26 protein-coding genes are annotated in these 26,467 nt (G+C 67.3%); 21 read left to right on the top strand and 5 right to left on the bottom strand.

The window, feature by feature from the left end:
* The first annotated feature begins 2 nt into the window (after positions 1-2).
* A complete protein-coding gene (locus tag BSY239_RS17895) occupies positions 3-1,466 on the top strand; it encodes a TrkH family potassium uptake protein (RefSeq protein WP_069047990.1) in 1,464 nt (487 codons plus the stop codon).
* A gap of 114 nt (positions 1,467-1,580) precedes the next feature.
* Here BSY239_RS17895 and BSY239_RS17890 read toward each other — a convergent pair whose 3' ends face one another.
* Positions 1,581-2,285, bottom strand: a complete 705-nt coding sequence (locus BSY239_RS17890) for a glutathione S-transferase N-terminal domain-containing protein (protein ID WP_069047989.1) — start codon at positions 2,283-2,285, stop codon at positions 1,581-1,583.
* Between the two features lie 102 nt (positions 2,286-2,387).
* On the opposite strand from BSY239_RS17890, the gene BSY239_RS17885 reads away from it, so the two are divergent.
* Genes BSY239_RS17885 through BSY239_RS17875 form a run of 3 tightly spaced genes read left to right on the top strand, consistent with a single transcriptional unit; the run spans position 2,388 to position 3,849 of the window.
* On the top strand, positions 2,388-2,813 hold the full coding sequence (locus tag BSY239_RS17885; RefSeq protein ID WP_069047988.1) for a rhodanese-like domain-containing protein: 426 nt from the start codon (positions 2,388-2,390) through the stop codon (positions 2,811-2,813).
* Positions 2,810-3,184 carry a YchJ family protein gene (locus BSY239_RS22905; protein ID WP_069047987.1) on the top strand — a complete coding sequence of 125 codons (375 nt, stop codon included), beginning with the start codon at positions 2,810-2,812 and terminating at the stop codon, positions 3,182-3,184. Before BSY239_RS17885 ends, BSY239_RS22905 begins: the two co-directional genes overlap by 4 nt.
* Positions 3,181-3,849, top strand: a complete 669-nt coding sequence (locus BSY239_RS17875; RefSeq protein WP_069047986.1) for an HAD family hydrolase — start codon at positions 3,181-3,183, stop codon at positions 3,847-3,849. The genes BSY239_RS22905 and BSY239_RS17875 overlap by 4 nt, the downstream gene beginning before the upstream one ends.
* On the opposite strand, the gene BSY239_RS17870 is transcribed toward BSY239_RS17875, so the two are convergent.
* The gene (locus tag BSY239_RS17870) at positions 3,823-4,875 is read right to left on the bottom strand and encodes an AraC family transcriptional regulator (RefSeq protein WP_442905753.1); all 1,053 of its coding nucleotides are present in this window, start codon (positions 4,873-4,875) and stop codon (positions 3,823-3,825) included. The two genes, BSY239_RS17875 and BSY239_RS17870, sit on opposite strands and share 27 nt — an antisense overlap.
* Positions 4,876-4,989: 114 nt before the next feature.
* Here BSY239_RS17870 and BSY239_RS17865 point away from each other — a divergent pair, with 114 nt between their 5' ends.
* The 9 genes from BSY239_RS17865 to BSY239_RS17825 are packed head-to-tail and all read left to right on the top strand — an operon-like array spanning position 4,990 to position 14,266.
* A complete protein-coding gene (locus BSY239_RS17865; protein ID WP_069047984.1) occupies positions 4,990-6,612 on the top strand; it encodes a carboxyl transferase domain-containing protein in 1,623 nt (540 codons plus the stop codon).
* 4 nt (positions 6,613-6,616) lie between these two features.
* On the top strand, positions 6,617-7,120 hold the full coding sequence (locus tag BSY239_RS17860; protein ID WP_069047983.1) for a DinB family protein: 504 nt from the start codon (positions 6,617-6,619) through the stop codon (positions 7,118-7,120).
* Positions 7,121-7,151: 31 nt separating this feature from the next.
* The gene (locus tag BSY239_RS17855; protein ID WP_069047982.1) at positions 7,152-8,288 is read left to right on the top strand and encodes an acyl-CoA dehydrogenase family protein; all 1,137 of its coding nucleotides are present in this window, start codon (positions 7,152-7,154) and stop codon (positions 8,286-8,288) included.
* Between the two features lie 2 nt (positions 8,289-8,290).
* On the top strand, positions 8,291-9,082 hold the full coding sequence (locus BSY239_RS17850; protein ID WP_069047981.1) for an enoyl-CoA hydratase/isomerase family protein: 792 nt from the start codon (positions 8,291-8,293) through the stop codon (positions 9,080-9,082).
* Between the two features lie 6 nt (positions 9,083-9,088).
* A complete protein-coding gene (locus BSY239_RS17845) occupies positions 9,089-9,718 on the top strand; it encodes a DUF4126 domain-containing protein (RefSeq protein ID WP_069047980.1) in 630 nt (209 codons plus the stop codon).
* Positions 9,718-11,724, top strand: coding sequence for an acetyl/propionyl/methylcrotonyl-CoA carboxylase subunit alpha (locus BSY239_RS17840; protein ID WP_069047979.1), 2,007 nt, complete (start codon positions 9,718-9,720; stop codon positions 11,722-11,724). Before BSY239_RS17845 ends, BSY239_RS17840 begins: the two co-directional genes overlap by 1 nt.
* 44 nt (positions 11,725-11,768) lie before the next feature.
* The gene (locus BSY239_RS17835; RefSeq protein ID WP_069047978.1) at positions 11,769-12,689 is read left to right on the top strand and encodes a 2-hydroxyacid dehydrogenase; all 921 of its coding nucleotides are present in this window, start codon (positions 11,769-11,771) and stop codon (positions 12,687-12,689) included.
* Positions 12,690-12,702: 13 nt separating this feature from the next.
* A complete protein-coding gene (locus BSY239_RS17830) occupies positions 12,703-13,611 on the top strand; it encodes a hydroxymethylglutaryl-CoA lyase (protein WP_069047977.1) in 909 nt (302 codons plus the stop codon).
* A 13-nt stretch (positions 13,612-13,624) separates the two neighbouring features.
* Positions 13,625-14,266 carry a LysE family transporter gene (locus tag BSY239_RS17825; protein ID WP_069047976.1) on the top strand — a complete coding sequence of 214 codons (642 nt, stop codon included), beginning with the start codon at positions 13,625-13,627 and terminating at the stop codon, positions 14,264-14,266.
* A gap of 27 nt (positions 14,267-14,293) precedes the next feature.
* On the opposite strand, the gene BSY239_RS17820 is transcribed toward BSY239_RS17825, so the two are convergent.
* Both BSY239_RS17820 and BSY239_RS17815 read right to left on the bottom strand, forming a co-directional pair.
* On the bottom strand, positions 14,294-16,228 hold the full coding sequence (locus BSY239_RS17820) for a hypothetical protein (protein ID WP_069047975.1): 1,935 nt from the start codon (positions 16,226-16,228) through the stop codon (positions 14,294-14,296).
* Between the two features lie 33 nt (positions 16,229-16,261).
* Positions 16,262-18,163 carry a hypothetical protein gene (locus BSY239_RS17815; protein WP_069047974.1) on the bottom strand — a complete coding sequence of 634 codons (1,902 nt, stop codon included), beginning with the start codon at positions 18,161-18,163 and terminating at the stop codon, positions 16,262-16,264.
* A 157-nt stretch (positions 18,164-18,320) separates the two neighbouring features.
* On the opposite strand from BSY239_RS17815, the gene BSY239_RS17810 reads away from it, so the two are divergent.
* From BSY239_RS17810 to BSY239_RS17800, 3 genes are read left to right on the top strand one after another with little or no spacing between them, the layout of a single operon-like run.
* Positions 18,321-18,824, top strand: a complete 504-nt coding sequence (locus tag BSY239_RS17810; RefSeq protein ID WP_069047973.1) for a YbaK/EbsC family protein — start codon at positions 18,321-18,323, stop codon at positions 18,822-18,824.
* A gap of 14 nt (positions 18,825-18,838) precedes the next feature.
* Positions 18,839-19,078 (top strand): DUF1289 domain-containing protein, encoded by a 240-nt coding sequence (locus tag BSY239_RS17805; RefSeq protein ID WP_069047972.1) that lies wholly within the window; start codon positions 18,839-18,841, stop codon positions 19,076-19,078.
* Positions 19,079-19,083: 5 nt separating this feature from the next.
* Positions 19,084-19,755 carry a 2-hydroxychromene-2-carboxylate isomerase gene (locus BSY239_RS17800; RefSeq protein WP_069049077.1) on the top strand — a complete coding sequence of 224 codons (672 nt, stop codon included), beginning with the start codon at positions 19,084-19,086 and terminating at the stop codon, positions 19,753-19,755.
* Between the two features lies 1 nt (position 19,756).
* Here BSY239_RS17800 and BSY239_RS17795 read toward each other — a convergent pair whose 3' ends face one another.
* Positions 19,757-20,485, bottom strand: a complete 729-nt coding sequence (locus tag BSY239_RS17795; RefSeq protein WP_069047971.1) for an aspartate/glutamate racemase family protein — start codon at positions 20,483-20,485, stop codon at positions 19,757-19,759.
* A 430-nt stretch (positions 20,486-20,915) separates the two neighbouring features.
* On the opposite strand from BSY239_RS17795, the gene BSY239_RS17790 reads away from it, so the two are divergent.
* The 5 genes from BSY239_RS17790 to BSY239_RS17770 all read left to right on the top strand — a co-directional run bounded on the left by BSY239_RS17790 (position 20,916) and on the right by BSY239_RS17770 (position 26,447).
* The gene (locus BSY239_RS17790; protein WP_236944210.1) at positions 20,916-22,490 is read left to right on the top strand and encodes an ABC transporter substrate-binding protein; all 1,575 of its coding nucleotides are present in this window, start codon (positions 20,916-20,918) and stop codon (positions 22,488-22,490) included.
* A gap of 67 nt (positions 22,491-22,557) precedes the next feature.
* Positions 22,558-23,508 (top strand): ABC transporter permease, encoded by a 951-nt coding sequence (locus BSY239_RS17785; RefSeq protein ID WP_069047970.1) that lies wholly within the window; start codon positions 22,558-22,560, stop codon positions 23,506-23,508.
* A gap of 16 nt (positions 23,509-23,524) precedes the next feature.
* The gene (locus BSY239_RS17780) at positions 23,525-24,418 is read left to right on the top strand and encodes an ABC transporter permease (protein WP_069047969.1); all 894 of its coding nucleotides are present in this window, start codon (positions 23,525-23,527) and stop codon (positions 24,416-24,418) included.
* Positions 24,415-25,458: an ABC transporter ATP-binding protein gene (locus BSY239_RS17775; protein ID WP_069047968.1), complete on the top strand. Its 1,044-nt coding sequence runs from the start codon at positions 24,415-24,417 to the stop codon at positions 25,456-25,458. Before BSY239_RS17780 ends, BSY239_RS17775 begins: the two co-directional genes overlap by 4 nt.
* Positions 25,455-26,447, top strand: a complete 993-nt coding sequence (locus tag BSY239_RS17770; protein WP_069047967.1) for an ABC transporter ATP-binding protein — start codon at positions 25,455-25,457, stop codon at positions 26,445-26,447. Before BSY239_RS17775 ends, BSY239_RS17770 begins: the two co-directional genes overlap by 4 nt.
* The last annotated feature ends 20 nt before the right edge of the window (positions 26,448-26,467 follow it).

Here is a 26,467-nt window from a genome sequence, read left to right as displayed (position 1 = left end):
GCATGCTCTTTACCTTGCTGCCCGTCCTCTCGGTGTTCTCGCGCATCCTGCTGGCATTCGCGCCCGCGTTTCTGGTGCCGCTGGCCTGGGCCTGGTTTCTGGATGCACAGCACCATGCTCTGGTCTGGGCCTACGGCTTTGCCTTCACCACCGTGTGTGGTCTCGTGCTGTGGCGCAGTACCCACCGGTTTCGGCGCGAACTCCAGGCCAAGGACGGCTTCTTGCTCGTCAACATGGTGTGGACGCTGTTGCCCGCTTTCGCCGCGGCGCCGCTCATGTTCACCGTGCCCGACATCAGCTGGACGAAAGCGTATTTCGAGGCCATGAGCGCGCTCACGGCCACCGGCGCCACCGCGCTGTCGGGGCTGGACGAGTTGCCGGTATCGGTCAACGTCTGGCGCTGCTTTTTGCAACTGCTGGGTGGGCTGGGCATCATGCTGCTGGTGGTGGCGGTGCTGCCGCTGCTCGGCCTGGGTGGGGTGCAGCTCTACCGCGCGGAGACACCGGGACCCATGAAAGACACCAAGTTCACGCCCCGCATTTCCGAGACGGCGCGGGGTCTGTGGGGCGTGTATGTGCTGTTTTCGGTGGCCTGCATGGGGGCCTACCGCTGGGCCGGCATGAGCTGGGCCGACGCCTTCATGCACATGTGCACCACCATGGGCCTGGGCGGATTTTCGTCGCACGACGCGAGCTTTGGTTACTGGGATTCGCCGACGATAGAAGCCGTGGCCACGGTGTTCATGGTGCTGGCCGGGGTGAGCTTCATGCGTTACTTCATCGTGCTGCGCCAGCGCTCGCTGCGGCCTTTGACGCGCGACCGCGAGATCCGCACCTATGTGAGCGTGCTGGTGGTGTCGGTGTTGTTGGTGGCTGTGCTGCTCACGGCGCAGGGTGTGATCCCCGACTTTCCCGAGGCTTTGCGCACCAGCGCGTTTCACGTGGTGTCGGTGGCCACCACCACCGGTTACGCGTCCACCGACTACGCGCAGTGGCCGGTGTTCGCACCGGTGCTGCTCATGTTCCTGGGGTGTTTTGTGTCGTGCGCCGGCTCCACCGGCGGTGGCATCAAGCTGGTGCGCATGGTGCTGCTCATCAAGCAGGCGCGGCGCGAACTGGTTCGCATCGTGCATCCGCGCGTGGTCAACCCGGTCACGCTGGGCGGGGCCATCATGCCCAACGCGGTCATGACCGCCGTGTTCGGCTACATGCTGATTTACGGTGCTGCCACCATGGGCTTGACCATGCTGCTGCTGTTCACCGGACTGGACATCGTGACCTCGTTTTCGGCTGTGGTGGCCACGGTCAACAACATCGGCCCCGGTCTGGGCCTGGTGGGCCCGGCGAGCAACTTCGGCGTGCTCAACGATTTCCAGATCTGGGTGCTGACGTTCGCGATGTTGCTCGGCCGGCTCGAACTGCTGACCGTGCTCGTTCTGTTCACCGGCCACTTCTGGAGGAAGTAGGTCCACCCCCGCGCCGCGCTTTCAGCGCGTCACCCCCTCAAGGAGGCGATGCCTGCGGCCTGGCAAAGCCAGTTCTGCGGCATCCTTGGTTGGTGGTACCTCTCTCGTTGCGCTTCAGCTTCTGGCGGGGATGCTCAGGCCGCGTTGCACCGCGGGTCGTTGTTCGAAGGCCGCGAGCACGCGCGGCAGTTCGGCAAAGTCGCTGAAGCCCACCAGATCGCCCGCGCCGTAGAAGCCCACCAGGTTGCGCACCCAGGGCCAGATGGCGATGTCGGCAATCGTGTAGTCCTGTCCCATGATCCAGTCGCGCCCGGTCATGCGCTGGTTCAGCACGCCGAGCAGGCGCCTGGTCTCGGCGGCATAACGGTCGCGCGGGCGCTTGTCCTCGAAGTCCTTGCCGGCGAATTTGTGGAAGAAGCCGAGCTGGCCCAACATCGGGCCCACGCCTCCCATCTGGAACATGAGCCACTGCAGGGTCTCGTAGCGGGCCGCGGGGTCCTTGGGCAGGAACTGCCCGGTCTTCTCGGCCAGGTAGACCAGGATGGCGCCCGACTCGAACAGCGCCAGCGGCTTCCCACCCGGCCCGTCGGGGTCGAGGATGGCAGGAATCTTGTTGTTCGGATTGAGCGAGAGAAAGGCCGGCGACATCTGGTCGTTGGTCTCGAAGCTCACCAGGTGCGGCTCGTAGGGCAGGCCGGTCTCTTCCAGCAAGATGGAGACCTTCACGCCGTTGGGCGTGGGCAGCGAATACAGCTGCAGGCGGTCGGCAAACCGGGCCGGCCATTGTTTCGTGATGGGGAAGCTGTCCAGTGCGTTCATGCGGGTTCTCTCGGGTCTGGCAAAAGCCGCATTGAACACCCGCAGCGCAAGACCCGGCCGCTGCAAGGGCATCGATAATTCCGTACCCAACGGAGACACAACATGCCCATCACCAAAGGATCCCAGGCGCTCGTGGCCGAGGCCAGCGCACAGATCACCACCCACAGCGTGGCCGAGATCCAGGCGCGGCTGGCGGCTGGCGATGCCCGCCTGCAGTTGGTGGACATCCGCGATGTGCGCGAACTCGAACGTGAAGGCACGGCGGTCGGTGCCTTGCACGCGCCGCGCGGCATGCTCGAGTTCTGGGTCGACCCGGCCTCACCGTACTTCAAGCCGGTGTTCGCCGACGAGAACAAGGAGTTCGTGCTGTTCTGCGGCGCCGGCTGGCGCAGCGCCCTGGCCACCAAGGCCCTGCAGGACATGGGTATGACCAACGTGGCCCACATCGGTGGCGGCTTCGCCGACTGGGTGAAGCAAGGCGCGCCGGTCGAGACGCTCGAGCAGCGCAAGGCCAGGAAGGCCGGATGAAGGATCCGTGCCCGTGCGGTCGAAATGCGACCTTCGAGGCCTGCTGCGGCCGCTACATCGGCACCGGTGTGCCCGCGCCCGACGCCGAATCGCTCATGCGCTCGCGCTACACCGCCTTTGTGCGCGGCAACGCGGCGCACCTGCTGGCCACCTGGCACACGAGCACGCGCCCGCCATCGCTTGATTTCGATGCGGGCGTGAAATGGCTGGGGCTGGAGGTGAAGCGGCACACGCCTGTCGACGCCGCCCACGCCGAAGTGGAGTTTGTCGCCCGCTCGCGCCTGCAGGGCAGAGGGCAACGCCTGCACGAGCGCAGCCGCTTCGTGCGCGAAGACGGGCATTGGTTGTATGTGGATGGAGACCTGTTGTGACGCGATTCGAGGGCGTTCTGTTTGATTGCGACGGTGTGCTCGTGGACAGCGAGCCCATCACCAACGGCGTGCTGCGCGAGGTGCTCAACGAGAGCGGCTGGGCGCTCACGCAGGCCGAGTGCATGCAGATCTTCATTGGCAAGGCGGTTCGCGACGAACGCGAGCGCATCGAGGCCGAAACCGGGCAGCCGCTGACCGAGGCATGGATGCGCGCGTTTTACGCACGGCGCGACGCACGTCTGCGCGCGGAGCTGCAGCCGGTGGTGGGTGCGATCGACGTGGTGATGGCTGCGCACCGCCACGCGGGTGGGCGCATCGCCTGCGCCTCGGGTGCGGACCGGCCGAAGGTCGTGATGCAGATCGAGATGGCGGGCATGGAGCCCTACTTTGGCGACCGCATCTTCAGCGGGCACGACCAGCCCCGCTCCAAGCCCGCGCCCGACGTGTACCTGGCCGCAGCGGCGCACCTGGGCGTCGACCCGGCGCGTTGTCTTGTGATCGAAGACACCGGCACCGGCGCGCAGGCCGGCCTGGCGGCGGGCGCCACGGTGTGGGGCTATTGCCCCGAGGGCCATGGCCGCGCCTTTGCCGGACTGCCCGTACACCGTGTGTTCCACCGCATGCACGACCTGCTCGATTCACTGGCTCCGGAAATCGCCCGGTGACTTGCCGGTCCAGCCCTTGAAGGCACGGATGAAACTTTTCTCGTTCAGAAAGCCCGCCGCCTCGGCCACCTGCTTGATGGGTTTGTGACTCCGCAACAGCAGCTCGGTGGCGAGTTGCCTGCGCACCTCGTCTTTCAGGCGCTGCAAGGACGCGCCTTCGTCTTTCAGTTGCCGGTGCAGCGTGCGCGGTGAGGTGTTGAGCAGCGCGGCCAGGTCGTTGGCGTTGTGGGCGTCTTGCGCGCGGCTGGCCAGCAACTGACGCACGCGCTGCACCAGCAGGCGGTCGCGCCGGTAGGAACGCACCGTCAGGGGCAGGGCGCGCTGCAGCAGCTGGTTCATGGCCACCTCATCGCGGCGCACCGGCAGGCTCAGGTAGCGCGCGTCGAAGCGGATGGCCGCGTGCTCCGCGTCAAACCGTATCGGTCCGTCGAACAGCACGGCGTAGGCCTCGGCGTGGCGCGGCGCGGCGTAAGGGAACTGCGCGCCGAGCAAGGCGACGCGTGAATCCACATACCAGCTCGCCAGACCATGGATGTTGCGCAGCAGCGAGACCGCACAGAGTTCTGCCATGGGCCCCGGGTCGCGCTGCAGGTGCAGCGCGATGCTGGTCACCTCGCCGTCCACTTCCACCGCCAGAGATGCATCGGGTGCCAGCAGGCGATGGTGGCGACACCAGCGTTTGAGCGCCACGCCCAGCGTGGGGCTGGAGAGCGACGCGCGCGCGAGCATGCCGTAGCTGCCCCAGGGCAGGGGCCGGGAAAAACAGCCCAGGGCTTCGTCATCGAGTTCGCGCATGGCCGCCCCCGAGATGACCTCCATCTGGGTGGCGGTGATGCTGGCACCCGGTTTCCTGAGTTGTGCTGGCGTTATTTGTGCCTGCTCCAGCGCGTCTGACGGGTCCATGCCGCGCGCCTGGTAGGCCAGCACCATGCCCCGAACCAGGGCCATCGGCGTGAGAGCCGGGCCTCCGATCAACCGGGCAGCGTCGGTTGGTTGGGCGGGGCGTCGGTGGGTGGCTTGGGACATACCCGGATTTTCAAGCCCGTTGGCAGCATTTGCAACCCATGTGACCGCCACGGCACCGCCGCTATCCGACAAAATGACCCGATCCCCCACAAGACAACCTGACAGGACCGCACCATGTCGACCCTGGAGACACAACTCAACGCCCGCTCTGCCGACTTTCAGGCCAATGCCGCCGCCATGCGCGCGGTGGTGGACGACCTCAGGGCGCAGGTGGCCAAGTCCACCTTCGGCGGCGGCGAGGCCGCACGCGCCAAGCACACCAAACGCGGCAAGTTGCTGCCGCGTGATCGCGTGCAGATGCTGCTGGACCCGGGCACGCCGTTTCTGGAACTGAGTCCGCTGGCCGCGCTCAACATGTACCCCGACCGCGACGGCACCGACAGTGCGCCCTGCGCCGGCGTGATCACCGGCATCGGCCGCGTGAGCGGGGTTGACTGCCTCATCGTCTGCAACGACGCCACGGTCAAGGGCGGCACCTACTACCCCATGACCGTGAAGAAGCACCTGCGGGCGCAAGAGGTGGCGATGCAGAACAACCTCACCTGCATCTACCTGGTGGACTCGGGCGGTGCCAATCTGCCGAACCAGGACGACGTGTTCCCCGACCGCGACCACTTCGGGCGCATCTTCTACAACCAGGCCAACATGAGCGCCAACGGCATCGCGCAGATCGCGGTGGTCATGGGCTCGTGCACGGCCGGCGGGGCGTATGTGCCCGCCATGAGCGACGAGACCATCATTGTCAAGAACCAGGGCACCATCTTTCTCGGTGGCCCACCGCTGGTGAAGGCGGCCATTGGCGAGATCGTGAGCGCCGAAGACCTGGGTGGTGGCGATGTGCACACGCGCCTCTCGGGTGTGGCCGATCACCTGGCGCAGAACGATGCACACGCGCTCGCCCTGGCGCGCCAGGCCGTGGCCACGCTCAACAAACGCAAGATCGCCACGCAGGCCCTGCGCGAGCCGCGCGCACCGCTCTACCCCACCGAAGACATCTACGGCGTGATCCCCACCGACACGCGCAAGCCATACGACGTGCGCGAAATCATTGCCCGCATCGTCGACGGCAGCGAGTTCCATGAATTCAAGGCGCGCTTCGGCGCCACGCTGGTCTGCGGCTTCGCGCACATCGAGGGCATGCCGATCGGCATCGTCGCCAACAACGGCGTGTTGTTCTCCGAGAGCGCGCAGAAGGGCGCGCACTTCATCGAACTCTGCTGCCAACGCAAGGTGCCGCTCTTGTTCCTGCAGAACATCACCGGCTTCATGGTCGGCAAGAAGTACGAGAGCGAAGGCATTGCGCGCCACGGTGCCAAGATGGTCACCGCCGTGGCCACCGCCAGTGTTCCGAAGTTCACCGTGATCATCGGCGGCAGCTACGGCGCCGGCAACTACGGCATGTGCGGCCGTGCCTACAGCCCGCGTTTCCTCTGGATGTGGCCCAACGCGCGCATCTGCGTCATGGGCGGCGAGCAGGCCGCCGGCGTGCTGGCCACCGTCAAGCGCGACGGCATCGAAGCCCGCGGCGGCACCTGGAGCGCCGAGGAAGAGGCCGCCTTCAAACAGCCGGTGCTCGACCAGTTCGCCCACCAGTCGCACCCTTATTACTCCAGCGCGCGCCTGTGGGACGACGGTGTGATCGACCCGGCCGACACTCGGCGTGTGCTGGGCCTGGCCTTGTCCGCCGCGCTCAACACGCCGATCGGCGAGCCGAAGTTTGGTGTTTTCCGGATGTGACGCCATGGACGCGCACCAGCACTTCACCCAGCTCGCCCGCTACAACGTGTGGGCCACCGAGCGGTTGATCGCAGCCATCGAGCCCGTCAACGAATTCGATTACCGGCGCGACCTGCGCCTGTTCTTCAAAAGCATCCACGGCACGCTCAACCACCTGCTGGTGGGCGAGCACATGCTCTGGCAGCGGCGCTTTGCTCGGGGCGAGAGCCCGAAAGTCGAACTTGAAATGGAGGTCGAACCCGAGCGCGACCGCCTGGCGCAGGCCCTCAAAGGCGGCGCCAAGGTGTGGGAGCCGCTGATCACCAGCTGGCCCGCCGAGCGCTTCGATGGAAAGCTGGCGTACACCAACATGCGCGGCCAGGCGATGAGCCTGCCCTTCGCCGCCACGCTGGCGCACGTGTTCAACCACGGCACGCACCACCGGGGCCAGATCAGCGCGGCGCTCACCGTGCTCGGCCAGCCCGCACCCGAGCTGGACCTGGTGTATTTCCTGCAGCAGACCGCCTGACGACGACAAACACAACGAACGAGACACACCCATGACCGCCACCATCTACGACAACCCCGACCACGAACTGTTGCGCGACCAGGTGGCGCGTTTTCTCGAGCGCGAGGTGGAACCCCATGCAGCAGCATGGGAAGAAACCGGCATGGTGCCGCGCGACGTGTTGCGCCGCATGGGGCAGGCCGGTTTGCTCGGCATCGCGTTTGAGGAGGCTTACGGCGGCGCCGACGCCGACGCCATGACCAACCTGGTGTTCGCCGAAGCGCTCTCGCAGAGCACCTTTGCCGGTTTCATCATCACCGTGCTCGTGCACACCGACATGGCCGGCCCGCACCTGCACCACGCCGGCACACCCGCCCAGAAAGCGAAATACCTGCCCAAGGTCACCGCGGGTGAGCTCATCACCGCGGTGGGCATCAGCGAACCCGGCGCGGGCTCGGACGTGGCGGGCATGCGCACGACGGCCCGCCGTGAGGGCGACGAGTGGGTCATCAACGGCACCAAGATGTTCATCACCAACGGCGTGCACGGCGACCTGTATTTCGTGGCCGCCAAGACCGGCACCGCGCGGCACGACATGTCGATGTTCATCGTCGAAAAAGGCACGCCGGGGTTCACGGTGGGCCGCGCGCTCAAGAAGACCGGCTGGCTCTCCAGCGACACGGCCGAACTCGTGTTCGACAACGTGCGCATTCCTGCGGGCAACCTGCTGGGCGAGGAGGGCAAGGGCTTCTACTCGGTGATGAAGAACTTCCAGACCGAGCGCATCGCCCTGGGCGCCATGGCCATCGGCCATTGCACGCAGGCGCTCAAGATCACGCTGGACCACGTGCGCCAGCGCCAGGCCTTCGGTGCCACGCTGTGGGACCAGCAGACCATCCGCCAGCGCCTCTCGATGCTCGACGCAAAAGTGCGCGCGGCGCGCCAGTTCATGTACCACTGCGCCTGGAGCGTGACGCAGGGCCACGACATCGTGCAGGAGGTCTCCATGCTCAAGGCGCTCACCGGCGAGCTGGTCAACGAGGTGGTGCAGACCTGCCAGCAGTTCCACGGCGGCATGGGCTTCATCCGCGAGACGGCGATCGAACGCCTGTGGCGCGATGCGCGGGTGCTCGCCATCGGCGGCGGTGCCACCGAGGTGATGCTCGAAGAAGTGGCGAAGAGGTATTGAACATGACCAACGTGCTGGATGTGACCCGCCCCGGCGCCCATGTGGCGCATGTGTGGCTCAACCGCCCCGATGTGCGCAACGCGTTCAACGACGACGTGATCGCTGCGTTGACCGCCACCTTTGAAACCCTGTCCAAAGACGACGACCTGCGCGTGGTCGTGCTCGGTGCCCACGGCAAGGCCTTCTGCGCCGGCGCCGACCTCAACTGGATGAAGGCCATGGCCGGCTACAGCTGGGACGAGAACCGCGCCGACGCGCAGAAGCTCGCCGACATGCTGTGGACGCTGGACCAGTGCCCGGTGCCGGTGGTGGGCCGGGTGCAGGGCGACTGTTACGCTGGCGGCATGGGGCTGGCCGCCATTTGCGACGTGCTGGTGGCGGTGGAGGGGGCGACCTTCTGCCTCTCCGAGGCGCGCCTGGGCCTGCTGCCCGCGACCATCAGCCCCTACGTGGCGCGAGCCTTGGGCGTGCAGGCTTCGCGCCGCTACATGCTCACAGCCGAACGCTTCAGCGCGGTGCGCGCGCACGCGCTGGGCATGGTGCACGAGCTGGCCACGCCCGAGACGCTGGATGCGAAGGTCGACGAGATCGTGGCCACGCTGGTGGCCAACGGTCCCAAGGCTTCGCGCGAGTGCAAACGCCTGGTGCGCGACGTGAGCGGCGTGCCCATCACGGCCGAGCTGCGCAGCGAGACCGCGCGCCGCATCGCCGACGTGCGCGCCAGCGATGAAGGCCGCGAAGGCCTGCAGTCGTTTCTGGGCAAACGCCCGCCCGGCTGGTTGCCCCAGAGCTGATCGTTCATGACGGAAGCCCTCGCGTCCCTGGGAACGCCCGAGCTGATGGCTCTGGCGGGCGCGCTCGGCTGGGCCAGTGGTTTCCGTCTGTACGCGGTGGTGTTCCTGGTCGGCATGGCAGGTGCGGCGGGCTGGATGGAGCTGCCCGCCGGCCTGCAGGTGCTGCAGCACCCGGCACTGCTCGGGGCCAGCGGCTTCATGCTGTTCGTCGAGTTCTTCGCCGACAAGATTCCAGTGGTCGATTCGCTGTGGGACATGGTCAACAGCGTGGTGCGCATTCCTGCCGGCGCCGCGCTGGCGGCCGGCGTGTTCGGCGCCGACAGCGGTGCCATGGCCCTGGCCGCCGCGCTGCTGGGCGGCTCGCTCGCCGCCACCAGCCAGGCCGCCAAGACCACCACGCGCGCGGCCATCAACGCCTCGCCCGAACCGTTTTCCAACATCGCCATGAGCCTGGTGGAAGACGGCCTGGTGGTCGGTGCCATCTGGCTGGCCACGAACCACCCCGTGGCCTTCGGTGTGCTGCTGCTCATCACCGTGGTGCTGATGTGGATCGTCACCTGGATGCTTTTCAAATTCCTGCGCGCGGTGTTTCGCCGTGCGCAGCGTTTCTTCTCCGGACCTGTCAAGGAAGCCTGATGTTCACCAAGATCCTGATCGCCAACCGAGGCGAGATTGCCTGCCGTGTGGCCGCCACCGCCCGCCGCCTGGGCGTGCGCACCGTGGCCGTGTATTCCGACGCCGACGCCAGCGCCAAGTTTGTTGCGGCGTGCGACGAGGCGGTGCACATCGGCGGCAGCGCGCCCAAGGACAGCTACCTGCAGTGGGAACGCATCATCGAGGCCGCCCAGGCCACCGGCGCGCAGGCCATCCACCCGGGCTACGGTTTCCTCAGCGAGAACGATGCGTTTGCCAACGCGTGTGCCAACGCCGGCATCGCCTTCATCGGCCCGCCCGCGTCCGCCATCCTGGCCATGGGCCTGAAGGCCGAATCCAAGCAGCTCATGGAAAAGGCCGGTGTGCCGCTGGTGCCCGGTTACCACGAGGCCGACCAGGACCCGGCCATGCTGCAGCACGAGGCCAACCGCATCGGTTACCCGGTGCTCATCAAGGCCAGCGCCGGTGGCGGTGGCAAGGGCATGCGCGCGGTGGACAAGGCCGAGGACTTCGCGGCCGCGCTCGCCAGTTGCCAGCGCGAGGCGCGCAACAGCTTCGGCAGCGACGCGGTGCTGATCGAAAAATACGTGCAGCGCCCGCGCCACATCGAGATCCAGGTGTTCGGCGACACGCACGGCAACTGCGTGTACCTGTTCGAGCGTGACTGCTCGGTGCAACGACGCCACCAGAAGGTGCTGGAAGAGGCGCCCGCGCCGGGCATGACGCCCGAGTTCCGCCAGCAGATGGGGCTGGCCGCGGTGGCGGCGGCCAAGGCGGTGAACTACGTGGGCGCCGGCACGGTGGAGTTCATCGTCGAGCAGCCACCCGAAGGCGGCATGCGCTTCTTTTTCATGGAGATGAACACGCGCCTGCAGGTGGAGCATCCCGTCACCGAAGCCATCACCGGACTCGATCTGGTGGAGTGGCAGCTGCGTGTGGCCAGCGGCGAGCCGCTGCCGCTGAAGCAGGACGAGTTGCGCATCCATGGCCACGCGATCGAGGCGCGCATTTGCGCCGAAACGCCCGACAACAACTTCCTGCCGGCCACCGGCACGCTGGCGGTCTACCGCAAGCCCGCTTGCACCGCCTTCGAACGCGGCGTGGTGCGTGTGGACGACGGCGTTCGCGAAGGCGACACCATCAGCCCGTTCTACGACTCCATGGTCGCCAAGCTCATCGTGCATGGCGCGACCCGCCAGGAAGCACTGGCCCGCATGGACGCGGCGCTGGCCGAGACACGCATCGTCGGCCTGTCGACCAACGTGCAGTTCCTGCGCCATGTGGTCAACAGCGCGTCGTTTTCGCAGGCGAACCTGGACACCGCACTGATCCCGCGCGAGGCGGCGGTGCTGTTTCACCAGGACAAGGTGGGCCTGGCGCTCGCGGTGGCTTCGGCCGTGGCACAAACGCTGGTGGCCGAACGCGCGCAGGCATCCACCGACCCCTTCTCGTGCCGCGATGGCTGGCGCCCGCACGGTCTGACCGTGCGCCGTTTCGACTTCGAGTACATGGGCGAACCCCTGCTCGCGCACCTGACCTACCTGCACGACGGCGCCTTGCAGCTCGCTTTCGGCGAGGTGAGCGGGGGGCTCCAGTTCGAGACCTTGCCCACCGAGGGCGGCGCCCGCATGGACCTGCAGTTCCAGGGCCAGCGGCAGACCGTGCAGACCTGGCAACAGGGCGAGATCGTGCACATCTTCTGCGCGCTCGGCGCCACGCAGATCACCGAAATCGACGCGCTGGCCCACGCCGGTGTGGCCGCGGCCGACGGTGGGCGGCTCACCGCGCCCATGCCGGGCAAGGTGCTGTCGTTCGCGGTGAAGGCCGGCGACGTGATCAAGAAGGGCCAGGCGCTGGCCGTGATGGAAGCCATGAAGATGGAACACACCATCGCCGCGCCGGCCGACGGCACCGTGGCCGAGCTGCTGTACGCGCCCGGCGACCAGGTGAACGAAGGCGCCGAGCTGCTCAAGATCACCGCCGTGTGATGGGGGTGACTGCGCGCCTGGGCCGCTTCTCTTAAGCTCGGCGCATGAACATCACCATCTGCGTTGCCCAAACCAAAGCCGCCCCCTGGGAAGAGGGCTTTCGCGCCCTGCTGCCCGATGCCCGAGTCAGCACCTGGAAAGCCGGCGACCCGCAGGCCGACTACGCCATCGTGTGGTCGCCGCCCCAGGAGTTCCTCGACGAACAAGCGGGCCTCAAGGCCATGTTCAACATCGGCGCCGGGGTGGACGCGATCATGAAACTGCGCCTGCCGCCGCAGACCCAGGTGGTGCGGCTGGACGACGCCGGCATGTCGGTGCAGATGGCCGAGTACGTGTGCCACGCCGTCATCCGGCACTTCCGCGAGTTCGACGGCTACGAGGCCGACATCGCGGCCGGCCAGTGGTCCTACCGCAAGCCGCGCAGCCGTGCCGACTTCTCCGTGGGCGTGATGGGCATGGGCGTGCTGGGCGAGCGTGTGGCGCGTGCCTTGCGCGTGTTTGAATTTCCGGTGCACGGCTGGAGCCGCACGCCCAAGGCGGTGGAAGGCGTGGTCTGCCACGCAGGCACCGACCGTTTCGACACCTTCCTGTCGTCTTGCCGCGTGCTGGTCAACCTGCTGCCGCTCACGCCCGACACGCAGGACATCCTCAACCGCAAGACGCTCTCGCGCCTGCAGCCCGGCGGCTATGTGATCAACGTCGCGCGCGGCGCGCACCTGGTTGAAGACGACCTGATCCACCTGCTCGACAGCGGCCACCTGAGCGGCGCCACGCTCGACGTGTTCCGCACCGAACCGCTGCCCGCCGACCACCCCTTCTGGCAACACCCCAAGGTCACCGTGACCCCGCACACCTCGGCCCGTACCCTGCGCGACGAAAGCATCGCGCAGATCGCCGGCAAGATCGTGGCGCTGTCGCGCGGCGAGCCGATTGCGGGCGTGGTGCACCGCGACCGCGGCTACTGAAAGCGAGTCCCCCATGAACATTCCTTCCCGCGTCCACCTCATCGACGTCGGACCGCGCGACGGCCTGCAGAACGAAAAGCAGCCGGTGCCCGCGGCCACCAAGATCGAACTGGTGCACCGCCTGCAGGCCGCTGGCCTCAGAGAGATCGAGGTCACAAGTTATGTGAGCCCCAAGTGGGTGCCGCAGATGGCGGACAACCACGAGGTGATGGCGGGTCTGTCGCGCCAGGGCGGTGTGCGTTACTCGGTGCTCACCCCCAACCTCAAGGGATTCGAGGCGGCCGTGCTCGACCGGCCTGACGAGATCGTGGTGTTCGCCGCGGCCAGCGAGGCCTTCAGCCAGAAGAACATCAACTGCTCGATCGCCGAGAGCATCGAACGTTTTGCGCCGGTGGTGGAAGCCGCGCGCGCGGCCGGCATTGCGGTGCGCGGCGCCATGAGCTGCACCGTGGGCTGCCCGTATGAAGGTGACATTGCGCCCGAGCGGGTGGCGTATCTCGCCGGGCTCATGAAGGGCATCGGCGTGCAGCGCGTGGACGTGGCCGACACCATCGGTGTGGGCACGCCGCGCAAGGTGCAGGCCGCACTGGAAGCCACCTTGCAGCATTACGGCATCGACGAGGTGTCGGGCCACTTCCACGACACCTACGGCCAGGCCTTGTCGAACACGCTCGCCGCGCTGGAGCTGGGCGTGTGGAACTTCCAGTCGTCCGTGTCCGGTCTGGGCGGCTGCCCGTACGCCAAGGGCGCCACCGGCAACGTGGCCACCGAAGACGTGGTCTACCTGCTGCATGGCATGGGGATCGAGACCGGCATCGATCTGGATGCGCTGGTCGACGCCGGCGCCTACATCAGCGAACAACTGGGCAGGCCGAGCGGCTCGCGCGTGGCGCGTGCCCTGTTGGCCAAACGGGCGGGCTGAAGGGCGAACGAATATGGAACTGCAAGTCTGGCTGGCGTATTTCCTGGCCTCCTGGGCCATTGCCCTGTCGCCGGGATCGGGCGCGGTGCTGTCCATGACGCACGGCCTGGCCTACGGTGTGCAAAAGACCAGCGCCACCATCGCGGGCCTGCAGCTGGGGCTGGCGGTGATCCTGCTGGTGGCCGGGGTGGGCGTGGGCGCGCTGCTGCTGGCGTCGGCCACGGCCTTCACGGTGGTCAAGTTCGCCGGGGCGGGCTACCTGATCTGGCTGGGTTTGAAGCAGTGGCGCTCGTCGGTGAGCGCCACCGTTGTCAGCGGTGGGCATGTGACGGCGCAGGCGGGTGTGCCGTCCGCGCGGGAACGCTTTGTCACCGGCTTCTTCACCAACGTGACCAATCCCAAGGGCATCGTGTTCATGGTGGCGGTGCTGCCGCAATTCATCGATCCGCAGCGCTCCTTGTGGCTGCAGTTGCTGGTGTTGTTGGTCACGACCATCGGGGTTGATCTCGTGGTCATGCACGGTTACGCCTTCCTCGCCTCGCGTGCGCAGCGCTGGCTCGCCACGGCCCGGGCCCGGCGGGCGCAGAACCGCGTGTTCGGCGGTGTGCTCATGGCCATGGGGGCCAGCTTGTTGCTGGTCAAGCGCGCGGCCTGAGCGCGCGCGGTGCTGGGCGTCGTGAGCTCACCTGGCCTGGGGCACGTGCAACACCAGGCAGGGAATGTAGGTGTCGAACCAGTCGGCGGTGTTCATCGCCGCCAACGGCTCGGTGCTGAGCGCCGGCGGTGTGGTGCACCCGGCCCTGCGGCGCCACAGGTGCACTGACACATCGAACAGGTATTTGCTCTCGCTGCTGGCGGTCACATACAGCGCCAGCGCCTGGTCTTCGCGCAAGGAAAGCCTGGTTGTGCTGTCCTGCCACAGGGTGTGCGATGGTGCCAGGCGCTTGCCGTGCAGGCGCTGGACAACATCACCCCATTCGACCGGTTGAAGCGGGAAGGCAATCTCGCCGCCATGGCGTTTGCCCAGCACGATCGGGTTGCGCTTCAGGGCGGTGAGCAGGGCGTCTTGAAAGCGCTGCAACCGGCTGTCCAGTGTCCGGGCGTGGCCAACGCTGACACGCAGCGCGTCAAGTGCGCTCTCGGCGCGGGCCAGCAGGTCCCTTGCAGCGGTTTCCGACGGGGTGGTGGGGTCGGTGGCCAGCGCCTTCAGATCGGCCAGCAGCGCCTGGCAGGGCCGCACTGTTTTGTCGGGAATCTGGAGCCGTTTCGCTGCGGTCACGAGATCGCGGCAATCCCCCAGGAAAAACTCGGCCGTGGCGGCCAGACCGTTCTGGATCAGGTGGTCCACCTCTGCCAGCGTCTCCGGGTCTTCGGGTGCTTCTTCCGCAGCCTGCGATGGCGGCTGGGCAGGGCCTGCCGGCACTGCGCGCGAACGTCTGGCGGCCTGGGCCACCCGCCGCCGGTCCAGCGCCACGGCGCGGTTGGCGGGCTGGGCCAGCGGGCCTTCGATCCAGGCCAGCAGGCGGTCCACCGACCATGAAGACACGGCGTCGGCCGTGGCCTGGTCAGCCGTTCGCTCGACGAGTGCGACCACCATGTCGGCTGGCCGTGCATCCTGCAACCAGGCCGCCTGCAGCGCTGCCATGCGGTGGTCGTTCTGCGCGTCGATCTCGCGCATCCGGGTCAAGGCCTGGCGGCTCTCGGTGGTCTTGGGTTCGCCCAGGGATTGGCCCGCGTCGACCGTCTGCACCGCGCGGCGCAGTGTCTCGTCCACGTTCAGCTGTTCGATTTCGGCAAGCCAGTCCACAGCGGTGTTGGCCACCTGGGTCAGTGGCGTCATGCTGTCCATTGCCGCGTCTTTAATGCCCTGGGCCACCACGTCGTGCAGGTTGACCCACGGCAGGCTGGCAGGCAGGCGGCGGCGCTCCTCCACCACCGCCTGCACGATCCCGAGCCGGTGGGTTTTGATCAGCTGATCGATGTGCCGCCAGGTGTCGGGCAGTGCCACCACCGGGCGGGTCAGCACCACGCGCCGGACTTCTTCCAGGACCGAATCTGCTGCCGGAACTTTTTGAGAAACCAGCGCGTTGCCGAGTCTGTCGAATGAGCTCGCCCAGGTCTTGAACGGCGCTTCTTTGGGGTGCTGCTCGTACAACGACTGGCGCAACTGCAGCAGCGGGCCACGCGTGCACTGGCGCAGGTATTGGGGCGGCAGCAGGCAGGCCAGCTGCCGCCAGGCTTTCAGCGCTGTGGCGTGGGGTGCAGCCAGTGACCCGAGAAGTGTGATCTCCTGGTCAATCTGGCTGTTGACGATGGCGATGCGATCGCTGCGGGTTTCCGCCCGGTGGTGGGCGAGGTAGGCGTTCAGGGCGAACGACAGGTGCTCGTCGGGGACGAACGGCAGCAAGCTCTTCAGGCCGAGGAAAGCTTCACCTTTGGCCGTGGTTTCGGCGGGCCGGTCCTTGTAGGCGAGGGTCAGGAATTCCATCATTTCCCGGTTGCGCTCTGTCGTGCGCTGCGGAGTGAAGTCCGGTGGCGACAGGAAGGTCCAGTCGGGCCACCGGGCCTGCAGCTCGGCGCCGCTGGCGTCCTCCATCAATTCCAGCCATGTCAGCATCGTGTGTCCTTTCGGAATGGGGTGGTTGTCCGTTCAGTGGGTGGACGGGATGTGCAGCACGCAGCAGGTCACGTAGGTGTCGAACCAGTCCTCGGTGTTCATGGGGGGATAGACGCCCTGGTCGTCGCTGGGCAGGCTGGTCTTGCCGAGCCGGCGGCGCCACAGGTGCACCGACACATCGAAGGCGTACTGGCTCAGGCTGCTGCCCGTGACATACAGGGCCAGGGCCTCGTTCACATCGAGCCGCACCCATTGACCCGCGATGCGCAACGCCTTCGCACTCGACAACCACCGCTGGTGGTACTGCTGGGCAACCCAGCCCCAGGCGTCGGCTTGCATCGGACAGGCGATCACGCCGCCTTCACGGCGGCCCGGCGACAGCGGTTCCATGGCCAGTGCGGCGCCGAGCGCCTGGTCAAACCGCGCCCGCAGATCGGCCGTGGCTTGCGCGATCCGGATGCTCGCCCGCAGCGCCTGTATCCGTTGCTCGGTTTCGGTCAGCAGTACCTGTGCGTGCTCCACATCCACGCCGCCATGCGCCTGGGCGAGCTTCTGAAGATCGCCCACGATGGCCTGGCAGGCGTTCTGCGGCCCTTCAGGCGCCCTCAGCTGCACTCCCAGCGCCAGCAGGTCGTGGATGTCGCCGAGGAAAAACACCGCAGCGGCCGTGTAGGCCTCGGCCTCGATGCGCCCGACATCGTCTTCGGTCAGGGGAGGGTCCTCGTCGGGCGCCGCGAGGGAAGGCGCGCCCGGCCGCGGGGGACGCTGCACGGGTTTCCGGGCGGGCGTGGATTGGGCGACCACCTGCCGGCGGTCGACCGCACGACCGCGCCGGGCGCCGACCAGCGGACCGTCGATCCAGCGCACCAGCTGCTCGACGGACCACGACTGCAGGATGTCGCGGCTCGGCAGCGTCGGGTCCGGGCGCGCGCCAGCCTGGCGCAATTGCCGCTGCAAGGCGTTTGTCTGGCGCCGCTGGCTGGCGGACGCGGCCTCACGCAGTTGCCGCAGCACCGCGCGGCTGCTGTCGGTGTGTTCGCCGAGCATCACACCGGCGTCCACCGCGGCCACGGTGGTGCGCGCGAGCACTTCGTTTTCCAGCTGGTTGTGGGCGGTGATGTTGGCGAACGCCGTGAGTGCGATGTCGGCGGCAGAGCGCTCGGGCTGGGCCTGTGCGTCCAGCAGGCCCTGGCGCAAGCCGCGGTCGCGCCAGCAGCGCAGCAAGGTGTCTTCGTCGGCACTGTGGCGCTCCGCCAGGTGCTGAAACACGTCGATCCGCCGTGCTTTCAACAAGGCCGTGATGGCCTGCGTCAAGGGCGCCAGCCCGGCCTTCGGGCTGGAGACCAGGGCCAGGTGGATGGTGGTCCAGACCGCGTGGCGCATTTCGACGGCAACCACCAGCTTGACCTGATCGGCCAGTTGTGTGGCCGACGCGCGCAGCGCCATCAGGCCGCGGCTGTGGGGTGTGCAGAAGACGTCGTTGCGGCGCTCGGTGCAGAAGGTGTTGACCATGAGGGGGCGGCTGATGTCGGGCAGCAGGAAGCCCACCGCCTTGAGGCGCTGCACCATCTGCCCGATGCCAGGGCTTGCGTCGGGCGGCTCCCCGCCCAGTTCGGCATCCACGGTGGCGGCTATCACGCCCTGCGCCTGCACATGGTCGGCGCGGTGCACCTGGTAGAACGCGATGCCCATGGCGATGGCGTACGAGAGGTACTCGTCGGGGATGTGCGGGCAGGCCGCGAGCAGTGCTGCGCGCGCCGCCTGTTTCAACGCCAGGTCCGCCGGGGCCGGCCACGCCGCCTCCAGGGCGGCCGACACCTGCTGCAAGCGCGCCGCCGTGTCGAGGGTGGCCGGATCCGGCGCCACGGCGAAGTTCCATTCCGGAAAGTTGATTTCCAGGACGCCTGTGTCGCTCAAGGTCAGCCAGCCGTACATGGGAGCTCCGCAAAGTGTTGTGCTGCAAGGAACGGGCAGTCTTGCACCGGTGGCGCCGCACGGGATCACGCAGCGGTCAAGGATTCATGACCTGCATCCCTAGGGATTGCTGCCGCGGTTCTGTCAGGTCCGCGGAGGACCGATACCATCGGAGCGCATGAACGACGTGTCCTTCTCCACCACCCTGGCGGTTCAACGCGTGACCGATCACCTGCGCGCACTGAACCACCCGCACCCGCCCCGCATGCTGGAAGACGCCGCGCGCACCGCGCAGCAGGCGGCCGACGCATTGGGGGTGGCGCTGGGGCAGATTGCCAAGAGCATCGTGTTTCGCCGCAAGAGCGACGGGGTGGCGGTGCTGGTCGTCACCTCGGGTGACCTGCGTGTGGACGAAAAAAAGGTGCAGGCCATCGTGTGTGCCGACGGTGGCAAGCTTGGCCGGGCCGATGCCGATTTCGTCAAGAGCAGCACCGGCTTTTCCATCGGCGGGGTGTCGCCACTGGCGCACGCCACGGCGGTCGTGACCTTGATCGACGCGCAGCTGTTCCGCTTCGACACCGTGTGGGCCGCTGCCGGCCATCCGCACGCGGTGTTTCCCCTCACGCCCCAACAACTCCAGGCCCTGACCGGTGCGCCCGTGCACGACGTCACCGTGGTCTGAAACACCGATTCAACATGTCCCTGCCCATCCGCCCTCCCGTCACACTGCAAGCCGCCCGCGCCAAGGCGGGCATCGCCCCCGGTGTGCCCTCACCCTGCATCTCGGTGTGCGAGATGGACGAAGCCCGATTTGCCTGCAAGGGCTGCTTTCGCACGATTCCCGAAATCTCGCAGTGGAGCCGCATGGCCGACGCCGAGAAGCTGGCGGTGTGGCAACTGATCGAAGCCCGGCAGGTGCCGGTGGCCGCACCATGACCGCCTTGCGCGAGATCGTCTTCCACTACGACCCGATCTCGCCCTACGCGCATCTGGCCTTCGAGCGCCTGCCCCAGGCGCTGATGGGCCACAGCGTGGCGGTTCGCTGCAAGCCGGTGCTGTTTGCCGCGCTGCTCAAGGCCCACGGCCAGCTGGGGCCCGCCGAGATCCCCGCCAAACGCGACTGGACCTACCGCCAGGTGGCTTGGCTCGCGCACCAGCACGGCGTGGTGCTCGATCTGCCGGCGGCGCACCCGTTCAACCCGTTGCCACTGCTGCGCCTGGGCCTGGCCTGCGCCACCGACGACGCGCCGGGCGACACCAACCGCTTTGTGACCGAGCAGCTGTTCCACCACGTGTGGCACGGCGGGCTGGACGCCACCGACCCGGCCCGCCTGGCCGATCTGCAAGCCCGTTTGCAGGACCACATGGCCCAGCGTGGGAAGCCCTGGAGCCCGCCCGAGGGCGAGGTGGTGAAACAGCGACTGCGTGCCAACAGCGACGAGGCGCTTGCTCTCGGTCTGTTCGGCGTGCCGGCCATGGTGGTGGACGGGCGCGTGTTCTGGGGGCTGGACGCGCTGCCCATGCTGCGCGCCTACCTCGACGGTGACGCCTGGTTCGAGACCCAGTGGGCCGCCGCGGCCGACCGGCCCGTGGGCGTGCGGCGCCCGAGCTGATTCAGCCCTCCAGCGACTTCGCCCAGCCGGTCCAGGCCTTGGGCGGCGGCGGGGCGTAATCGCCGTGTTTGCTGGTTCGCAGGCCCAGCGCGACCAGCGACTCGGCCATCTTCACCGCCACGCTCACACCGTCGATCACCGGCACGCCCAGGCGCTCGCTCAAGGTGGCGCACAAAGGCGCCATGCCCGCGCAGCCCAGCACGATGGCGCCGCTGCGGTCGCGCGCCAGCGCTTCGCGCGCGGCCGCCTCGATGCGCGCCACCAGGGCCTCCCCCGCGCGCTCCAGCTCCAGCACCGGAATGTCGGTGCCGTGCACGCCGCGGCAACGCCGCTCCAGCCCATAACGGTGCAGCAGGTGCTCGGCGGTGATGCAGGTGCGCGTCATGGTGGTCACCACCGAAAAGCCGGTGCACAGGAACGAGGCGGCGTGAAAGGCGGCTTCCGCGATGCCGATCACCGGTGCGTCGGTGGCTTCGCGCGCCGCGTCCAGCCCCGGGTCGCCAAAACAGGCGATCACCACCGCATCGGGCCGCGGGTTCGCCAGGCGCACCTGCTCGGCCACGCCGGCTGCGGCAATGGTTTCCTCGAAGTGGCTCTCGATGGATTCGGGCCCGAAGCCGGGCTGCACCGCGTGGATGCGTGTGCCGGGCGCGGCCACCGCCCGCGCGGCCTCGGCAATGGCCTGTGTCATGGCGGTGGAGGTGTTCGGGTTGATCAGGAGTAGGTTCATGTGGTGTGGCTTTTGGGGCCCCATTGCGGTGAATATTGCATACAAAAAATTCAAAGTGCTGCCACATCCTGGGGCGAAACCGGTTGTGTCTGCGCCAAGCTGGTGCAAGAATAAATCACGAAAAAGCCCAAAACCAGCTGTTTTTCCCATGAAAACAGGGGGTTGAGCGGGAAGTTTCGCTTTCGTCGAATCGGTGGTGGCACGCAGGTTGCATACAAAAATCTTGCCAGGCCATTCTTCGGCTGCGCACCTGCCTGGGGCAGGAGGCGCACCGTGATGAGCGTGCCCACCCAAGGTCTTGCCCTTTGTTCCACCCGAAACCGCTGGAGTCACGATGAACCGGAAATCCACCTCGCCCCGCTTTGCAGCCCGACCCTTGGGCTTCGCTCTGGCCGCCGGCCTGATCGCCACCCTGGCCTCGCCGACCGTGATGGCGCAAGAAAAGGTCTTGCGCATCGCCATGACCGCGGCCGACATTCCGCGCACGCTCGGCCAGCCCGACCAGGGCTTCGAAGGCAACCGCTTCACCGGCATCCCGATGTACGACGCGCTCACGCACTGGGACCTGTCCAAGGGTGATGCGGCCAGCGTGCTGATCCCCGGCCTGGCCACCTCGTGGACCACCGACGCCGCCGACAAGACCAAGTGGGTTTTCAAGCTGCGCCCCGGTGTGAAGTTCCACGATGGCTCCGACCTCACCGCCGACTCGGTGGTGTGGAACGTGCAGAAGGTGCTCGACAAGGACGCCCTGCATTTCGACGCCAGCCAGGTCGGTGTGACCGCCTCGCGCATGCCCACGCTGCGCAGCGCCCGCAAAATCGACAACCTCACGGTGGAGCTCACCACCAGCGAGCCCGACGCGTTTCTGCCGTTGAACCTGACCAACCTGTTCATGGCCTCACCGGCCCACTGGCAGAAGAAGTTTGAAGCCGCCGCCGGCGCCACGCCCGCGGAGAAGTCCAAGAACGCCTGGGTCGCGTTTGCCGCCGATGCGTCGGGCAGCGGCCCCTTCAAGATGGCCCGCTTCCTGCCGCGCGAGCGCCTGGAGATGGTGGCCAACAAGACCTACTGGGACCCCAAGCGCACGCCCAAGATCGACCGTGTGGTGATGGTGCCCATGCCCGAAGCCAACGCCCGCACGGCCGCGCTGCTGTCCGGCCAGGTCGACTGGATCGAAGCGCCCGCGCCCGACGCCATGCCGCAGATCACGCAGCGCGGCTTCAAGATCTACAGCAACGCCCAGCCGCACGTGTGGCCGTGGCAGCTGTCGTTTGCCGAGGGCTCGCCCTGGCTCGACAAGCGCGTGCGCCACGCGGCCAACCTGTGCGTGGACCGCGAAGGCCTCAAGACCTTCCTGGGCGGCATGATGGCCGTGCCCAAGGGCACCGTGCCGCCGGGCCACCCCTGGTGGGGCAACCCCAAGTTCGACATCAAGTACGACGTGAAGGCCGCTCAGGCGCTCATGACGCAGGCCGGCTTCTCGGCCGCCAAACCCATGAAGGCCAAGGTGCAGATCTCCGCCTCGGGTTCGGGCCAGATGCAGCCGCTGCCCATGAACGAGTTCGTGCAGCAGTCGCTGAAAGCATGCTTCATCGACATCGAATTCGACGTCATCGAATGGAACACGCTGTTCACCAACTGGCGCAAGGGTGCCAAGGACCCGTCGGCCAACGGCAGCCACGCCACGAACGTGAGCTTCGCCGCCATGGACCCGTTCTTCGCCATGGTGCGTTTCACCAGCACCAAGACCTTCCCGCCGGTGTCCAACAACTGGGGCTACTTCGGCAACCCCGAGTTCGACAAGCTGATCGCCGATGCACGCACCAGCTTTGACGACAAGGAGCGCGACGCCGCATTGGCCAAGCTGCACGCCCGCATCGTGGAAGAGGCGCCGTTTGTGTGGATCGCGCACGACGTGGGTCCACGCGCCATGAGCGCCAAGGTCAAGGGCGTGGTGCAGCCGCGCAGCTGGTTCATCGACATCGCCCCGATGTCGGTGGACTGATCCGCCTCCACCCCGTGGCCCGTGTGGGCCGCGGGGTCTGACAGGTTGTTGACCGGAGGTTCGCGCGATGCTGACGTTTCTCTTCCGGCGTGTGATCTACACGCTGCCCATCATGCTGGGCGTGGCACTGGTGTGTTTTGCCCTGGTGCACCTCTCGCCGGGCGACCCGCTGGTCTCCATCCTGCCGCCGGACGCGTCGGTCGAGCTGCAGCAGCAGCTGATCGAGCTCTACGGCTTCAACCGCTCGTACCCCGAGCAATTCGTCAGCTGGGTCTGGCGCGCGTTGCAGGGTGACCTGGGCACCTCCATTGCCTCGGGCCGGGCCGTCACCGAAGAGGTGATGCGCGCGGTGGTCAACACCTTGCGCCTGGCCGTGCTGGCCACGCTGATCGGATTCATCTTCGGCTGCCTGTTCGGTTTTGTGGCGGGTTACTTCCAGAATTCCTGGCTCGACAAGGCCGCCTCGCTCACCTCGGTGCTGGGCGTGAGCGTGCCGCACTACTGGCTGGGCATGGTGTTGGTCATCGTCTTCTCCAGCATCCTCATGTGGCTGCCGCCCGGCGGCGCCGGCCCGGGTGGCTCCAGCGAATGGATCTGGGACTGGGAGCATGTCAAACACATGATCCTGCCGGCCGTGACCATGAGCGTGATTCCCATGGGCATCATCGCGCGCACCGTGCGCGCGCTGGTGGCCGACATCCTGGCGCAGGAATTCATCGTCGGACTGCGCGCCAAGGGCCTCACCGATGTGGGCGTGTTCACCCACGTGGTGAAGAACGCCGCGCCCACCGCACTGGCCGTCATGGGCCTGCAGCTGGGCTACCTGCTGGGTGGCTCCATCCTCATCGAGACCGTGTTCTCGTGGCCGGGCACCGGCTTCCTGTTGAACTCGGCCATCTTCCAGCGCGACCTGCCGCTGCTGCAGGGAACCATCCTCGTGCTGGCCATGTTCTTCGTGGTGCTCAACCTCGTGGTGGATGTGATCCAGACGCTGCTCGATCCCCGCATTGCCCGCTGAACCGAAAGACACACCCATGCTTCAAGTTGCAGTGGATCCGGGCAAGGTGCCCGCTCTCGTGTTCGAACGGTCACCGGGTTACTGGCAGACCGTGGGTCGGCGTTTCATGCGCGACCGCGTGGCCATCGGCGCGGCGGTGGTGGTGCTGATCCTGCTCATCCTGGCGGTGTTCGGCCCCTGGCTGGTGCCGTCCGATCCGTACGCCTCGTCGATGATGAAGCGCTTGAAGCCCATCGGCTTCGAAGGCCACCCGCTGGGCACCGACGAACTCGGGCGCGACATGCTCTCGCGCCTCATGGTGGGCGCGCGGCTCTCGCTGTTCATGGGCATCACGCCGGTGGTCCTGGCGTTTGTGGTGGGCTCGCTGATCGGCATCACCGCGGGCTACGCCGGCGGCACGCTCAACACCGTGATGATGCGCACCATCGACGTGTTTTATGCCTTCCCCTCGGTGCTGCTGGCCATTGCGCTCTCGGGCGCACTCGGCGCAGGCATCACCAATTCGCTGATCTCGCTGACCATCGTGTTCATACCGCCGATTGCGCGGGTGGCCGAGAGCGTGACCACGCAGATACGCGGACGCGACTTTGTGGACGCGGCGCGCGCCTCGGGCGCCAACGCCTTCACCATCGTGCGGGTGCACGTGCTGGGCAATGTGCTCGGGCCGATCTTTGTGTACGCCACCAGCCTGATCGCGGTGGCCATGATCCTGGCCTCGGGCCTGAGTTTTCTGGGCCTCGGTGTGAAGCCGCCTGAGCCCGAGTGGGGCCTGATGCTCAACACCTTGCGCACCGCCATCTACGTGCAACCGTGGATCGCGGCTTTGCCCGGCGTGATGATCTTCATCACCTCGATCGCCTTCAACCTCCTGGCCGACGGCCTGCGTTCAGCGATGGAGATCAAACAATGAGCCTGAGCACCCCCGACATCGGCGGCCCGGCACAACCCCTCATGGGTGTGCGCGGCCTGGTCAAACATTTCCCGCTCAAGAAAGACGTGTTCGGTCGCGGTGGCGGCGTGGTGCGTGCGGTCGACGGCATCGACTTCGACGTCTTCAAGGGCGAGACCCTGGGCGTGGTGGGCGAGTCGGGCTGCGGCAAGTCCACCACCGCGCGCCTGCTCATGCAGCTGATCCGGCCCGACCGCGGCGAGATCGTGTTCGATGGCCAGACCGTGGGCGGCGCCGCGCTCAGCCTCAAGCAATTCCACCGCCAGACGCAGATGGTGTTCCAGGACAGCTACGCCTCGCTCAACCCGCGCCTGACGATGGAGGACTCGATCGCCTTTGCACCGCAGGTGCACGGGCTGCCGCGTCAGGAGGCGGTGGAGCGCGCGCGCGACCTGCTCGCGCGCGTGGGCCTGGAGCCGCGGCGGTTCGCCGAGCGCTACCCGCACGAGCTGTCGGGCGGTCAACGCCAGCGCGTGAACATCGCGCGTGCGCTGGCCCTGCAGTCGCGCCTGATCATCCTGGACGAAGCCGTCTCGGCGCTGGACAAGTCGGTCGAAGCACAGGTGCTCAACCTGCTGCTCGACCTCAAGGACGAGTTCGGCCTGACCTACATCTTCATCAGCCACGACCTCAACGTGGTGCGCTACATGAGCGACCGCGTGATGGTGATGTACCTCGGCCAGGTGGCCGAGATCGGCGAGAGCGAAACCCTGTTCGACCACCCGGCCCACCCGTACACGCGCGCGCTGCTCTCGTCCATTCCGTCCATGGACCCGGACCACCGCACCGAGGTGCCGCCGCTGGCCGGCGATCCGCCCAACCCGATCAACCCGCCACCGGGCTGCCGTTTCCACACCCGCTGCGCGCACGCGCAGGCCCTGTGCAGCGAACGGGTGCCCACGCTCAGCCCCATCGAGCAGGGCCAGGTCGCGTCGTGCTGGATGCACGTGGCCGACAGCGGCCACACCGAAGCGCCTGTGTTGTTGAAGGAAGCCGCATGAGCACAGACACCGACAAACCCTTCGTCGACGTGCGCAACCTGCGCGTCACCTTCACCGGCGGCAAGAAGCCGGTGGAGGCCGTCAACGGTGTGGACCTGCAGGTCAAGCGCGGTGAGGTGGTGGCGCTCATCGGCGAATCCGGCTCGGGCAAGAGCGTCACGCTGCGCAGCCTGCTGCGGCTGCACCCGCCCGGGCGCAGCCGCATCGAAGGCGCCATGCGCGTGGGCGACCAGGACGTGCTCGCGCTCGGCACCCAGGCCCTGGCCGACTACCGCGGCAAGGTCGCGTCCATGATCTTCCAGGAGCCGCTGCTCGCGCTCGACCCGGTGTATTCGGTGGGCGCGCAGATCACCGAGGCGATCCGCCGCCATGAAAACGTGAGTGCGGCGCAGGCCCAGCAACGTGCGCTGGAACTGTTCGAGCGCGTGCGCATCCCCAGCCCCGAGCGGCGGCTGCAGGCCTACCCGCATGAAATGTCGGGCGGCATGCGCCAGCGCGCCATGATCGCGCTGGCCCTGGCCTGCCGGCCCCAGCTGCTGCTGGCCGACGAGCCCACCACCGCGCTGGACGCCACGGTGCAGATCCAGATCTTGCTGCTGCTGCGCGAGCTGCAGCGCGAGCTCGGCCTGTCGGTGATCTTCGTCACCCACGACATCGGGGCCGCGGTGGAGGTGGCCGACCGCATCGCGGTGATGTACGCCGGGCGCATCGTGGAAGAGGGCGCTGCGGCCACCCTGTTGCGCGCGCCGCGCCACCCCTACACGCTGGCCCTGCTCAAGAGCCGCGCCAGCGGTGCGCTGCCCAAGGGAACGCGGCTGGAGACCATCGCCGGTTCACCGCCCGACCTCACCGCCTTGCCCGCCGGCTGTGCGTTTTCCGACCGCTGCCGCATGGTGCAGGACGCCTGCAAGACCACCCGCCCCGAGATCAGCTGGCTCGCTGCTGGCCACAGCGTGCGCTGCCACCGCGTGGCCGAAACGGCTCTCTGACCTCATCCATCACAAGAACC

This window comes from Hydrogenophaga sp. RAC07 (assembly GCF_001713375.1).
Taxonomy (GTDB): Bacteria; Pseudomonadota; Gammaproteobacteria; order Burkholderiales; family Burkholderiaceae_C; genus Hydrogenophaga.
The sequence above is the reverse complement of the archived record's forward strand: the minus strand, read 5'-3'. Positions and strand labels throughout refer to the sequence as shown.